Here is a 12,664-nt window from a genome sequence, read left to right as displayed (position 1 = left end):
GCGGTGCGGGACGGGTCGGTCGGCCACGGCGGTCAGCCGGACAGGGGCTCCTCGTCGACGATGTGCATCGCGGCCTCCTCCGCGGACGCCGCGGCGCCGTCGATGCCCACGTCCGTGGCGATCAGCGCGCTCTCCTCGTCCTCGTGGGCCCCTTCGTCGGGGGCCACGAGGCGGCCGGAGCGCATCGCGCCGACCTCGTTGTCCAGGAGCTCGCCGTCGGAGCCGTCGTAGTCACCGATGCCGTCACCGCCGGCCGGTGCGAGGTCGGGCGTCTCCTCCGCGAGCCGTTGGTCCAGCGTCTCGCCCCGCCTGCGCTCCGCGGCCGTCACACCGCTGTGCTCCACCGCCCACGGTCTCTCCGGCGGGGACCAGCCGCGGTCAAGGGGATCGCCGACCCCGTCGTCCTCCAGGGTGTCCTCCGCGTCGAGCAGACCCGCGTCGTCCTGGATCTCGGAGCCGTCGGGCTGGTAGACGTCGTCTCCCCATCCGTCGGAGCTGTCCACGGGTACCTCCAGGTGAAGGGACGGGCCCGGTCCTCCCGCGGCCTGGGGCGGACCACGGACTCACGGGGCACTTGCCGCGCCCGCCGTCGAACCATGCCGTCCGCGCGCGCTCCCTGAGCCGGTGCTGCTGTCCAGCCTTCCACTCCCATTCGGGACGGCGCAACGGCACGGGGTGCTGCGCTGGCTGGAGCGGTGGTCGGAGGGGGCGGGGTCCGGGTTGGGCCGGTGGTCGGAGGGGGGCGGGGTCCGGGTTGGGCCGGTGGTCGGAGAGGGGGTGTGGGTCGGGCCGGTCGTTGGAGGGGCCGGTGTGTGCGCTGCGGGCGGGGTACGGGTTGCGCCAGTTGTTGGAGGAGGCCGGGGTGTGGGTCGGACCGGTCGTCAGAGGGGCCGGGGGTGTGCGCTGGGGTGGCCGGTTGAGTGGGTCGGGGTGCGGGCTGGACTGGTCGGCGGTGGGGCCAGGGGGGTGTGCGCAGTGGGAGGGTATGGGCTGGGTCGGCCGATGGAGGGGCCAGGGTTCTGGGTGCGGCCGCAGGACGACTGGCCAGGCCCGCCCGCCTTGCCGACCTCACAGCGGGCCCGCAAGACTGCGCCAGCCGCCAGCCGCCAGCCGCCAGCCGCCAGCCGCCAGCCGCCAGCCGCCAGCCGCCAGCCGCCAGCCGCCAGCCGCCAGCCGCCAGCCGCCAGCCGCCAGCCGCCAGGGTCCCTGGGGCCCTGGGGTTCTGGGACACAGAGCCCCAGGCCCCCAAGGCTCAGCTTCCCCGCCAACCTCGCTGTCCCCGCCGTCCCCGCCCAGCCGCCGGGGTCCTGGGCCTCAGAGCCCAAGGGCCCGGAGGCTCGGCGTCCCAGCCGACCTCCCACCCAGTCGACACCTCCACCAGCTCCCAGAACGTCCGGAACCCCGCCATCCCGGCGTCCCCGGCACGCCGGGCACCCTCGCCACTCACACTGCCAGGCACCTGCACCCCCGTACCCGTGCTCATCCGCCCAGTCCGCCCCCCTACCCCGTACCCGTGCTCATCCGCCCAGTCCACCCACCCCCTAACCCTCACCCATGCTCATCCGCCCAGTCACCCCCCCTCACCCCTCACCCGTGCCACGACCTCCACAGCGCCGCATACGCCCCGTCCGCCGCGACGAGTTCGTCATGGCTGCCCAGTTCGGTGATGCGGCCGTTCTCGACGACGGCGATGACGTCCGCGTCGTGGGCGGTGTGCAGGCGGTGGGCGATGGCGACCACGGTGCGGCCGTCGAGGACGCGGGCGAGGGAACGTTCGAGGTGGCGTGCGGCCCGGGGGTCCAACAACGACGTCGCCTCGTCCAGGACCAGGGTGTGCGGGTCGGCCAGTACCAGCCGGGCCAGCGCGACCTGCTGGGCCTGGGCCGGGGTGACGGTCAGTCCGCCCGAGCCGACCTCGGTGTCCAGACCGTCGTCGAGCGCAGCCGCCCATCCGTCCGCGTCCACCGCGCCGAGGGCCGCCCAGAGCTCTGCGTCCGTGGCGTCCGTCCGGGCGAGCAGGAGGTTGTCGCGCAGGGAGCCCACGAAGACATGGTGCTCCTGGTTGACGAGGGCCACGTGCTCGCGGACGCGTTCGGCGGGCATCCGGGACAGTTCGGCGCCGCCGAGGGTGATCCGGCCGTCCCGGGGCGCATAGATCCCGGCCAGGAGACGGCCCAGCGTGGACTTGCCGGCACCCGAGGGACCGACCAGCGCCAGCCTCGTGCCGGGGGCGACCTCCAGGGACACCTTGCGCAGGACGTCCACGCCCTCCACGTAGCCGAAGTGCACCTGGTCCGCGTGCACGTCCCGCCCGTCGGGAGCGAGCCCGGCGTCTCCACTGGCAGGCTCGATGTCCCGGACCCCGACCAGCCGGGCCAGCGACACCTGGGCCACCTGCAGCTCGTCGTACCAGCGCAGGATCAGCCCGACCGGGTCGACGAGCATCTGCGCGATCAGCGCGCCCGTCGTCAGCTGGCCGACCCCGATCCAGCCCTGAAGGACGAACACCCCACCGACCATCAGCACCGACGAAAGGATCATCACGTGGCTGACGTTGATGCACGGGAAGAGCACCGACCGCAGCCACAGGGTGTAGCGCTCCCAGGCGGTCCACTCCTTGATCCGCTGTTCCGACAGCTCGATGCGGCGCGCGCTCAGCCGGTGCGCCTCGACGGTGCGTCCGGCGTCCACGGTCTCCGCGAGAGCGGCGGCCACGGCGGCGTACCCGGCGGCCTCCGAGCGGTAGGCGGACGGCGCCCGCTTGAAGTACCAGCGGCAGCCGACCACCAGCACCGGCAGGGCGAGCAGCACGGCGGCGGCCAGCGGCGGCGCGGTGACGACCAGCCCGCCGAGCAGCAGGGCCGCCCACACCACGCCGATCGCCAGCTGTGGCACGGCCTCGCGCATCGCGTTGCCGAGCCGGTCGATGTCGGTCGTGATCCGGGACAGCAGGTCACCGGTCCCGGCCCGCTCCAGAACGCCCGGCGGCAGGCCGACCGACCGTACGAGGAAATCCTCGCGCAGGTCGGCCAGCATGCGCTCGCCGAGCATCGAACCGCGCAGCCGCACCTCCCGTACGAACACGGCCTGGATGATCAGCGCGATCACGAACAGCCCGGCTGTCAGCTCCAGATGGAGTTCCTTCGCCCCGTCCGACACCCGCTCGACGAGGTCACCGAGCAGCCAGGGCCCGACCATGGAGGCCACGACCGAGACCGTGTTGACGCCGACGAGGAGCGCGAAGGCGCGGCGGTGCCGGTGGAACAGTTCGGCCACGTAGGCGCGTACGGTCGCGGTGGCTCCGACGGGCAGGGTGTTCGCCGTCGTCGGTGCCGCCGGGTCGTAGGCCGGTGGCGCCACGCCGATCATGCTGTCTCCTCGATCTCTTCCAGTTCGTTCAATACGTCGACTTCGTTCAGTACGTCGTCGAGGGCGGCCTCTTCGTCCGTCTCGCGGGTGACGACCGCCCGGTACCGCGGTTCCTTGTGCACCAGTTCGCGGTGCACGCCGACCGCCGCGACCTCGCCCTCGTGCACCAGCACCACACGGTCGGCGTGGTCCAGGAGCAGCGGCGAGGAGGTGAACACCACGGTCGTGCGCCCGGCCCGCAGGTCCCGCACCCCCTGCGCGATCCGTGCCTCGGTGTGCGAGTCGACGGCGGAGGTCGGCTCGTCCAGGACGAGCACCTCCGGATCGGTGAACAGGGACCGGGCCAGGGCGAGCCGCTGGCGCTGGCCGCCCGACAGGGACCGCCCGCGCTCGGTGATGCGCGCGTCCATCGGGTCCTCGGCGCCCAAGGACCCCTGGACCAGGGCGGCCAGTACGTCCGCGCACTGCGCTGCCGTGAGCGCCTCCCCGGCGCCGACGGCACCCGAGGCGGGCACGTCGAGCAGTTCGCGCAGGGTACCCGAGAGCAGGACCGGGTCCTTGTCCTGGACCAGGACCGCCGTGCGCGCCGAACCGAGCGGCAACTCGTCCAGCGGCACCCCGCCCAGCAGCACCGACGTGCCCTCTTCCGAGGGGTGCCCGCCGAGGCGCTCGGCCAGCAGCCCCGCCGCATCCGGGTCGCCGCACACCACCGCGGTGAGCCGGCCGGAGGGGGCGAGCAGACCGGTGGCCGGGTCGTACAGATCCCCGGCCGGCAGGCCGTTCCCCTCCCCCTCCCCGTCCCCGTCCCTGTTCCTGTCCCGCGAGCCTTCGGCGGACGTGGCCCGCTCCAGCGACAGCACCCGGGCGGCCCGCGTGGCCGAGGGCCGGGAGAAGGAGTACGCCATGGCGATCTCCTCGAAGTGGCGCAGCGGATAGGACAGGATCATGACCGAGCTGTAGACGGCGACCAGTTCACCGATCTCGACGCGGCCCTGACGGGCCAGGTGGACGCCGTACCAGACGACCGCGATCAGCAGCAGTCCCGGCAGCAGTACCTGGATCGCGGCGATCAGGGACCACATCCGGGCGCTGCGCACGGCCGCGTGGCGGACCTCCTGGGAGGCCCTGCGGTAGCGGTCGAGGAAGAGTTCCTCGCCGCCGATGCCGCGCAGCACCCGCAGCCCGGCGACGGTGTCGGAGGCCAGCTCGGTGGCGCGGCCGGCCTTCTCGCGCTGGACGTCGGCGCGTCGGGTCGCGCGGGGCAGCAGCGGCAGCGCCGCGAGGGCCAGGACCGGCAGGCCCACGGCGACGACCACGCCGAGTTGCGGCTGGTAGACGACCATTGCGGCGCAGACCACGACGATGGTGACCGCCGCCGCGGTGAACCGTGACCAGGCCTCCACGAACCAGCCGATCTTCTCGACGTCGCCGGTGGAGACGGCCACGACCTCGCCGGCCGCGACCCGCCGGGTCAGCGCCGAGCCCAGGTTGGCGGCCTTGTGGGCCAGCAACTGCTGGACGCGCGCGGCGGCCGTGATCCAGTTGGTGACGGCGCTGCGGTGCAGGAAGGTGTCGCCGAGCGCGCTGCCGACGCAGCACAGCACCAGCAGGCCGCCCGCGAGGGCGAGTCGGCGGCCCGAGTGGTCGACGACCGCCTGGACGGCCACACCGACGCAGAAGGGCAGCACGGAGATGGAGAGGAAGTGCAGCAGTCCCCAGGCAAGTGACTTGAGCTGTCCGCCCAGTTGGTTCCTGAAGAGCCACCACAGGAACCGGGAGCCCGAGCGCGCGTCGGGCACACCCGGGTCGGGATACGGAAGGTCTTGGATCTGCATGACGGTGACGTCCAGTGGCTCGTGTCAGGGGGTGGGAGGGAGCCGCACACGGCGGCTGCAAACCGTGAAAGGGTCGCGGCAGAGCGTGGTCAAAGGCAACAGGTTTTCCGCCGCGCGGTAGAGAACCGGCTGCGCTCGCGGAATCGGTTTTCCCCGGCCCGCGGTGCGACCATGGAGCGATGCGAGGCGGAGACGCACGACGTGCCGTGGTGACGACGACGCTCCTGGGAGCGCTGCTGATCCCCCTGGGAGGGTGCGGCGGCCAAGGCCCGGCAGGCACCGGCAACCCGCACACCAAGGCCGCCGACAAGCCCGCGGACGAACCGACCCGCATCCCCGGCGTCGGCGACCGCCTCCAGCGCCGCATCCCCGCCGCGTCCCGCCAGGTCGTCGCGGTCTACGGCGACGGCAAGGACTCCGCGGATGCCACCGTCGTGCTCTACACCAAGCACGGTTCCATCTGGGACCGCGTCCGAGGCCGGCCCGCACACAACGGCAAGAAGGGCTGGACCACCGACCACCACGAGGGCGACAAACGCAGCCCCGTCGGCGTGTTCACGCTCAGTGACGCGGGCGGTGCGCTTCCGGACCCCGGGGCCCGGCTGCCGTACACGCGATCCGCCGCCATCGCGGCCCCACGCTGGTGGCCCCGGTCCTACTGGCACGACTTCGACTACGTCATCGCCGTCGACTACAACCGGATCGAGGGCACGCCGCCCAACAACCAGGCCCGTCCCCAGGGTTACGCCAGGGGCGGCGGCATCTGGCTGCACATGGACCACGGCAGTGGTACGTCCGCCTGTGTCAGCGTGTCCAGGGCGGCGATGCGGTATCTGCTGCGCACGCTCGACCCGGATCTGCATCCCGTGGTGGTGATGGGGGACAGGGCGGACCTGAAGGCCTGAGGTCGCCGCGGGAGGCGGCATTGCCGGGGATGCCCCACACGCCGTAGAACACGGCCATGAAGAGACGGATCGTCATGTCCATGCTCGCCGGGGCCACTCTCCTGGCGAGCACGCTGCTGGGGGCGACTCCCGCCCAGCCCGTGGAGGTTCCTTCCGCGGTGGCCCAATCCGCCGATATCCCCGCCGAGTTCGGCACCGACTGGCACGACCCCATCACCGCGGCACCACCCGTCAGCAGACCTTCGGGCAGGTCCTGCCACGTCACGGTCGCCGAAGCGCAGTTCCGCGATTTCACCCCGTACACCGGCACCTACACCCCTCCCGAGGGCTGCGGCGACCGCTGGAGCAAGGTCGTGCTGCGCATGGACGGCAGGGTCAGGGGACGGCAGTTCGACCGGCTCGGGTATCTGCACATCGGCGGGGTCGAGGTCTTCCGTACGTCCACACCGCAGCCCTCGCCCGACGGTGTCCAGTGGGCGGTCGAGAAGGACGTCACGCGCTACAGCGACACCCTTCGCACCGGTCGAGACGTCGAGATGCTCATCGGAAACGTCGTCGACGACACGTACACCGGGATCATCGACGTGAAGGTCACGCTCACGTTCTACGAGGGGCGACAGGACACGGCACCGGACCGGGTGCTGACCCTCGACGACAACACCCTCACCACCCCGCGCAACAGCGAGCGCATCCTCGCCGAGGTCTACGCCACCGGTTCGGGCGGCGGCTGCGAGGAGTACTGGTACCTGACGGTGCCGTCCGAAGCGCCGTACTCCTGTCAGGCCGACAACGGCCCCTACCGTGAGGTGCAGATCAAGGTCGACGGCCGACTCGCGGGGATCGCCGCTCCGTTCCCGACCGTGTGGACGGGTGGCTGGTCCAATCCCTTCCTCTGGTACGTCGTCCCGGGCCCCCGTGCCTTCGACATCAAGCCGATCGAATACGACCTGACCCCGTTCGCCGGGATCCTCAACGACGGACGCCCGCACCGCGTGGAGGTCGCGGTCGTCGGCGTCCCCGAGGGGCAGCCGGGCTGGAGCACCCCCGTGAACGTCCTCGTCTGGCAGGACGCCAAGAGCGCGCATGTCACCGGGAAGCTCACCACGCATGCGAACGGCGACCTCGCCAACTCCTCGACCTACGCAGCCGGTTCGGAACACCGCGTGGACACCGAGGGTGACCACCGGCTCACCGTCGCCGGATATGTCGACACCTCGCACGGCCGCGTCACGACCACCGTCCGCAGCTCGCTGGCGAACACGTCCACCCACCGCTGGGGCGACGGCGAGAACCCCGACGCGCTCAAGGCGACCTGGACGGACGACGAGTGGGTCACCGTCGACGGTCGCGGACCGGCCCGCACCACCCGCGCCCGCCGCACGTACACGATGGACGGCACGACCACCATCGGCGCGGGTGACCGGCTGCGCACCGTGCTGACCCTCGGTGACCGTGCCGAGGTCACGGTGACCCGAGCGGGCCACGGCACGGCGTGGTCTCGGCTCGACGACACCTACGCGGGCGACGCCACGTACACGATCAACGTCCCGCGCGACCAGCGGCACGCGGTCGGCACGACGAGCGAGCACTACCGGATCCGCGGTTCGGCCGGCTGCTACGACCGTTCTCTCACCACTGTCCAGGGGGTGCTGACCGGGGAACGCGGCGGCTGCTGAGGCGAGTTGTGTGCGATGCGTCACAGGCGGCGTGATTTACGCGGCTGAAACGCGACGGTCTTGCGCGTGATCAACGGCCCCTCCAAAGTGATCGTCACGGAAACCACTTTCCGTATCGCAGAAGTCTCCCCCGGGCTTCTGCGCGTCCCCCGTCGCTCAAGGAGTGCCCGTGCCGCCGTCCGTCCCGTCCCTGCCGCGACGCGTCGCACGCATACTGCGTACCTCTCTCTTCGCGCAGGTCGCCTGCGCGCTCGTGCTCGGCATCCTCGTCGGAAAGCTGTGGCCCGGCTTCGCCTCGGACCTCCAGCCGCTCGGCGACGGTTTCACCCGGCTCATCAAGACGATCATCTCGCCGCTCGTGTTCTGCGTGGTCGTGGTCGGCATCGCCAAGGCCGGTGATCTGAAGGCGTTCGGCCGGATCGGGCTCAAGGCGCTGATCTGGTTCGAGGTCGCGAGCACGCTCGCGCTGATCATCGGTCTGGTCGCCGCCAATGTGGTCCAGCCCGGCTCGGGGATGCACGTCGACCCGGCCACGCTCAACACCGCCGCCGTCGACGCCAAGACGGGCGGCGGGCACCTTCCCTCGACGACCGAGTTCATCGTCAACGCGCTGCCCACCAGTTTCATCGGCGCCTTCGCCGAGAACTCCCTGCTCCAGGTGCTCATCCTGGCCTGTCTGGTCGGCGCCGCGCTGCTGCACCTCGGCCACACCAAGGTCCCGCAGGTGCTGCCCGCCATCGAGCAGGCCCAGGAGGTCATCTTCGCGGTCGTGGGCTTCGTGATGCGCCTCGCGCCGATCGCGGTGTTCGGCGCGATGGCCGTCCTGATCGGACAGTACGGCCTCGGCGTCATCGAGACCTACGCCAAGCTGATCGTCCTGTGTTACGCGGCCGCCGCCCTGTTCATCGTGCTGCTCGCCGTCGCGCTCAAGGCGGTCACCGGTCTCAGCCTCTGGAAGTTCCTGCGCTACATCCGCGAGGAGATGCTCCTCGCGCTCGGCACCGCGTCCACCGAGTCCGTCATGCCGCGCGTGATGCAGAAGCTGCGCAAGGCCGGCGCCCGCGACGACGCGGTGGGCCTGGTGCTGCCCACCGGCTACTCCTTCAACCTCGACGGTGCCTCGCTCTACCTCTCCATCGGCACGCTGTTCATCGCCCAGGCGGTGGGCGTCGACCTCAGCCTGAGCCAGCAGATCACCGTGGTCCTGGTGCTCATGCTGACCAGCAAGGGCATGGCGGGCATCCCCGGCTCGGCCTTCCTCGCCCTGTCCGCCACGGCGTCCTCGCTGGGTGCCATCCCCGCCGGGGCCGTCGCCCTGCTCCTCGGCGTGGACCGCATCATGGACTCGATGCGCGTCGTGACGAACCTGCTCGGCAACTGCGTCGCCGTCTTCGCGGTCTCCCGCTGGGAGGGGGCGCTGGACATCGACCGGGCGAAGAAGGTGCTGGGCGGCGAGACCGTGCCCGCCGTGGAGGATGAGCCCGTACTGGCGGACTCTCCCAAAGAGCCTGTGTCCGAGGTCGGTTGACGCTGGTCCCTGAACGGGGCGTGGCCACCACTCTGCCGGAGTGGTGGCCACGCCCCGTTCAGCACTGTCCGTCCGCCAATGTGTCCAGCAACCGGCCCAGCACCTCACGCTGTTCGCCCGACAAAGGGGCGAGGATCTCCTCCGCGGCCGCCCTGCGTACGGCGTGCAGTTCATGAAGAACCTTCACCCCGTCGTCGGTCAGCTCGATGCGGATCACCCGGCGATTGGCCGGATCGGGCACCCGGCGCACCTTGCCGCTCGCTTCCAGCCCGTCGACGAGCGTGGTCACCGCGCGCGGCACCACCTCCAGCCGCTCCGCGAGATCGGCCATGCGGGGTGGCGTCTCCCAGTGCGCGAGGGTGCGCAGCAGCCGGGACTGGGCCGGAGTCACGCCGAGACCGCGCTCATGAAGCTGGCGCTTCTGGATGCGGTGCACCCGGCGCGTGAGCCTGAGCAACTGCTCGGCGAGCAGGCTGTCGGAATCGGGCGTGTTCATGCGGGAACAATATCAGGATCAAGTTCATTGTGAGCATAGGTAACAATGAGCTAGGCTCCGCTGGTCCTCACCACCTCACCCTCCGTAGGAGACCATGCCCCGCGATCACATCGACTGGACCCCCACCCCGGGCACCTCGACCGACCAACCCCGTCAGGTGCGCCGCATCCTCCGGCTCTTCAAGCCCTACCGCGCCAAGCTCGCCGTGGTCGGCCTGCTGGTCGGCGCCTCCTCCCTCGTCACCGTGGCCACCCCGTTCCTGCTGAAGGAAACGCTGGACGTGGCCATCCCCGAGGGCCGCACCGGGCTACTCAGCCTGCTCGCGCTGGGCATGATCCTCAGCGCCGTCCTCACCGGCATCTTCGGCGTGCTGCAGACCCTGATCTCCACGACGGTCGGCCAGCGCGTCATGCACGACCTGCGCACCGCGGTCTACGGCCGACTGCAGCGCATGTCGCTCGCGTTCTTCACGCGCACCCGCACCGGCGAGGTGCAGTCGCGCATCGCCAACGACATCGGCGGCATGCAGGCCACCGTCACCTCGACCGCCACGTCCCTGGTCTCCAACCTGACCAGCGTCATCGCCACGATCGTCGCGATGATCGCCCTCGACTGGCGCCTGACCGTGGTCTCGCTGCTGCTGCTCCCGGTGTTCGTGTGGATCAGCCGCCGGGTCGGCAAGGAACGCAAGAAGATCGTCACTCAGCGCCAGAAGCAGATGGCCGCGATGGCCGCGACCGTCACCGAGTCGCTCTCCGTCAGCGGCATCCTGCTCGGCCGCACCATGGGCCGCTCCGACTCGCTCACCCGGTCCTTCGCCGACGAGTCCGAGGGTCTGGTCGACCTCGAAGTGCGGTCGAACATGGCCGGCCGCTGGCGCATGGCCGTCATCGGGATCGTCATGTCCGCGATGCCCGCCATCATCTACTGGACCGCGGGCTTCGCCCTCCAGACGGGCGGCCCGGACATCTCCATCGGCACCATCGTCGCCTTCGTCTCGCTCCAGCAGGGTCTGTTCCGTCCGGCCGTGAGCCTCCTGTCGACCGGTGTCCAGATCCAGACCTCGCTCGCGCTCTTCCAGCGCATCTTCGAGTACCTCGACCTGCCGATCGACATCACCGAGCGGGAGGACCCGGTCCACCTCGACCGCGTCAAGGGCGAGGTCCGCCTGGAGGGCGTGGAGTTCCGATACGACAGCGACGACGACCAGCGCGGCCCCATCCTCGGCGGCATCGACATCGACGTCCCCGCGGGCAGCAGTCTCGCGGTCGTCGGCCCGACCGGCGCCGGCAAGTCCACGCTCGGTTATCTCGTCCCGCGGCTCTACGACGTGACGGGCGGCCGGGTCACCCTCGACGGGGTCGACGTCCGCGACCTCGACTTCGACACCCTCGCGCGCGGCATCGGGGTCGTCTCCCAGGAGACGTACCTCTTCCACGCCTCGGTCGCCGACAACCTCCGGTTCGCCAAGCCGGACGCGACCGACGAGGAGATCGAGCAGGCGGCGCGGGCGGCCCAGATCCACGAGCACATCGCCTCGCTGCCGGACGGGTACGACACGGTCGTCGGCGAGCGCGGCCACCGGTTCTCCGGCGGTGAGAAGCAGCGCCTGGCGATCGCCCGGACCATTCTGCGAGACCCGCCCGTCCTCATCCTGGACGAGGCGACCAGCGCGCTGGACACCCGGACCGAGCACGCCGTGCAGGAGGCCATCGACACGCTCTCGGCCAACCGCACCACGCTCACCATCGCGCACCGCCTGTCCACCATCCGCGACGCCGACCAGATCGTGGTCCTCGACTCCGGCCGGGTGGCTGAACGCGGTACGCACGAGGAACTGCTGGAACAGGACGGTCGGTACGCGGAGCTCGTACGCCGGGACGCCCGATTGGACCCCGCCCACGGAGACGCGCAGCTGGAACCGACCAGCTGAACCGAATCCGACAAGCCGAAGATATGCCTGGTTTATGACGATATGCGGGTTACCGTGCCCGCATGCACAGGAACACTCCGCCACGGAGCGCGATTCGACTGACGCGCCGGGGCCGACTCGTCCTCATCGCGACCGGAGCCGTCGTGGCAGGCACCGCCGTGGCGGTACCGCTGCTGAGCCTGGAGAGCGAGGGGGGCAAGGAGCCCACCACGCTGGTGATCCCGGAGGGCTGGCGGGCCGGGCAGATCTACGACGCCGTGGACAAGGCCCTCGCCCAGCCTCCGGGCACCGCCAAGAAGTCCCTGGCCAAAGTGAACCTCGAGCTGCCCAACGAGGCGGAGGGCAATCCTGAGGGCTACCTCTTCCCGGCGACGTATCCGCTGGAGCGCGACGGGAAGAAGACGACGCCCGAGGCGCTGCTGTCGTCCATGGTCGACACCGCGAACCAGAGGTTCAAAGGTGCCCCCGTCGCGGCCGGCGCCCAGCGCAACGCGGTGAACGTCTACCAGGCCGTCACCATCGCGAGCATCATCCAGGCCGAGGCCGCGACCAAGGCCGACATGGGGAAGGTGGCCAGGGTCATCTTCAACCGCCTGGAGCGCGGGATGCCGTTGCAGATGGACTCCACCATCAACTACGCGCTGAACCGCTCCACGCTGAGGACGACCAGCGCCGACCTCCGGATCGACAGCCCCTACAACTCGTACCAGCGCATGGGTCTGCCGCCGACTCCGATCGACAACCCGGGTGAGGACGCGATGCGCGCGGCGATCAGCCCACCCCCGGGGGACTGGCTGTACTTCGTGACGGTGAAGCCGGGGGACACCCGCTTCACGAACAGCTTCGAGGAACACCGGCGCAACGTGACCGAGTTCAACAAGAACCAGCAGAAGTCGGCCAAGGCGGGGTGACGGTGACGGAA

The 12,664-nt window shown here is 70.7% G+C and carries 9 protein-coding genes; 5 read left to right on the top strand and 4 right to left on the bottom strand.

Going from position 1 to position 12,664, the window contains the following annotated elements; genetic code table 11:
- Positions 1-32: 32 nt before the first annotated feature.
- From QF027_RS06420 to QF027_RS06410, 3 genes are all read right to left on the bottom strand, one after another.
- Positions 33-503, bottom strand: coding sequence for a DUF5709 domain-containing protein (locus QF027_RS06420; protein ID WP_306985117.1), 471 nt, complete (start codon positions 501-503; stop codon positions 33-35).
- A 1,084-nt stretch (positions 504-1,587) separates the two neighbouring features.
- Complete coding sequence (locus tag QF027_RS06415) at positions 1,588-3,369, bottom strand: ABC transporter ATP-binding protein (RefSeq protein ID WP_307073240.1); 1,782 nt, start codon at positions 3,367-3,369, stop codon at positions 1,588-1,590.
- Positions 3,366-5,204: an ABC transporter transmembrane domain-containing protein gene (locus QF027_RS06410; RefSeq protein ID WP_307073237.1), complete on the bottom strand. Its 1,839-nt coding sequence runs from the start codon at positions 5,202-5,204 to the stop codon at positions 3,366-3,368. The genes QF027_RS06415 and QF027_RS06410 overlap by 4 nt, the downstream gene beginning before the upstream one ends.
- 179 nt (positions 5,205-5,383) lie before the next feature.
- On the opposite strand from QF027_RS06410, the gene QF027_RS06405 reads away from it, so the two are divergent.
- The 3 genes from QF027_RS06405 (at position 5,384) to QF027_RS06395 (ending at position 9,313) form a co-directional block, all read left to right on the top strand.
- The gene (locus tag QF027_RS06405; protein ID WP_307073235.1) at positions 5,384-6,109 is read left to right on the top strand and encodes a L,D-transpeptidase family protein; all 726 of its coding nucleotides are present in this window, start codon (positions 5,384-5,386) and stop codon (positions 6,107-6,109) included.
- Positions 6,110-6,165: 56 nt separating this feature from the next.
- Positions 6,166-7,785, top strand: coding sequence for a peptide-N4-asparagine amidase (locus tag QF027_RS06400; protein WP_307073233.1), 1,620 nt, complete (start codon positions 6,166-6,168; stop codon positions 7,783-7,785).
- A gap of 169 nt (positions 7,786-7,954) precedes the next feature.
- Positions 7,955-9,313 (top strand): cation:dicarboxylate symporter family transporter, encoded by a 1,359-nt coding sequence (locus QF027_RS06395; protein WP_307073231.1) that lies wholly within the window; start codon positions 7,955-7,957, stop codon positions 9,311-9,313.
- Positions 9,314-9,371: 58 nt separating this feature from the next.
- On the opposite strand, the gene QF027_RS06390 is transcribed toward QF027_RS06395, so the two are convergent.
- Entirely contained in the window at positions 9,372-9,809 is a 438-nt protein-coding gene (locus QF027_RS06390; protein WP_306985130.1) for a MarR family winged helix-turn-helix transcriptional regulator, read from the bottom strand.
- Between the two features lie 94 nt (positions 9,810-9,903).
- Here QF027_RS06390 and QF027_RS06385 point away from each other — a divergent pair, with 94 nt between their 5' ends.
- Positions 9,904-11,742, top strand: coding sequence for an ABC transporter ATP-binding protein (locus QF027_RS06385; RefSeq protein ID WP_306985132.1), 1,839 nt, complete (start codon positions 9,904-9,906; stop codon positions 11,740-11,742).
- A 62-nt stretch (positions 11,743-11,804) separates the two neighbouring features.
- On the top strand, positions 11,805-12,653 hold the full coding sequence (mltG, locus tag QF027_RS06380) for an endolytic transglycosylase MltG (protein ID WP_307073229.1): 849 nt from the start codon (positions 11,805-11,807) through the stop codon (positions 12,651-12,653).
- Positions 12,654-12,664 lie beyond the last annotated feature (11 nt).

The sequence above is a fragment of the Streptomyces canus genome (assembly GCF_030816965.1).
GTDB lineage: Bacteria > Actinomycetota > Actinomycetes > Streptomycetales > Streptomycetaceae > Streptomyces > Streptomyces canus_E.
The sequence above is the reverse complement of the archived record's forward strand: the minus strand, read 5'-3'. Positions and strand labels throughout refer to the sequence as shown.

Coding starts and splice junctions, on each gene's coding strand:
- QF027_RS06400 (WP_307073233.1), top strand. CDS start 6,166: ATGAAGAGACGGATCGTCATGTCCATGCTCGCCGGGGCCACTCTCCTG.
- QF027_RS06410 (WP_307073237.1), bottom strand. CDS start 5,204: ATGCAGATCCAAGACCTTCCGTATCCCGACCCGGGTGTGCCCGACGCG.
- QF027_RS06405 (WP_307073235.1), top strand. CDS start 5,384: ATGCGAGGCGGAGACGCACGACGTGCCGTGGTGACGACGACGCTCCTG.
- QF027_RS06390 (WP_306985130.1), bottom strand. CDS start 9,809: ATGAACACGCCCGATTCCGACAGCCTGCTCGCCGAGCAGTTGCTCAGG.
- QF027_RS06415 (WP_307073240.1), bottom strand. CDS start 3,369: ATGATCGGCGTGGCGCCACCGGCCTACGACCCGGCGGCACCGACGACG.
- mltG (WP_307073229.1), top strand. CDS start 11,805: ATGCACAGGAACACTCCGCCACGGAGCGCGATTCGACTGACGCGCCGG.
- QF027_RS06385 (WP_306985132.1), top strand. CDS start 9,904: ATGCCCCGCGATCACATCGACTGGACCCCCACCCCGGGCACCTCGACC.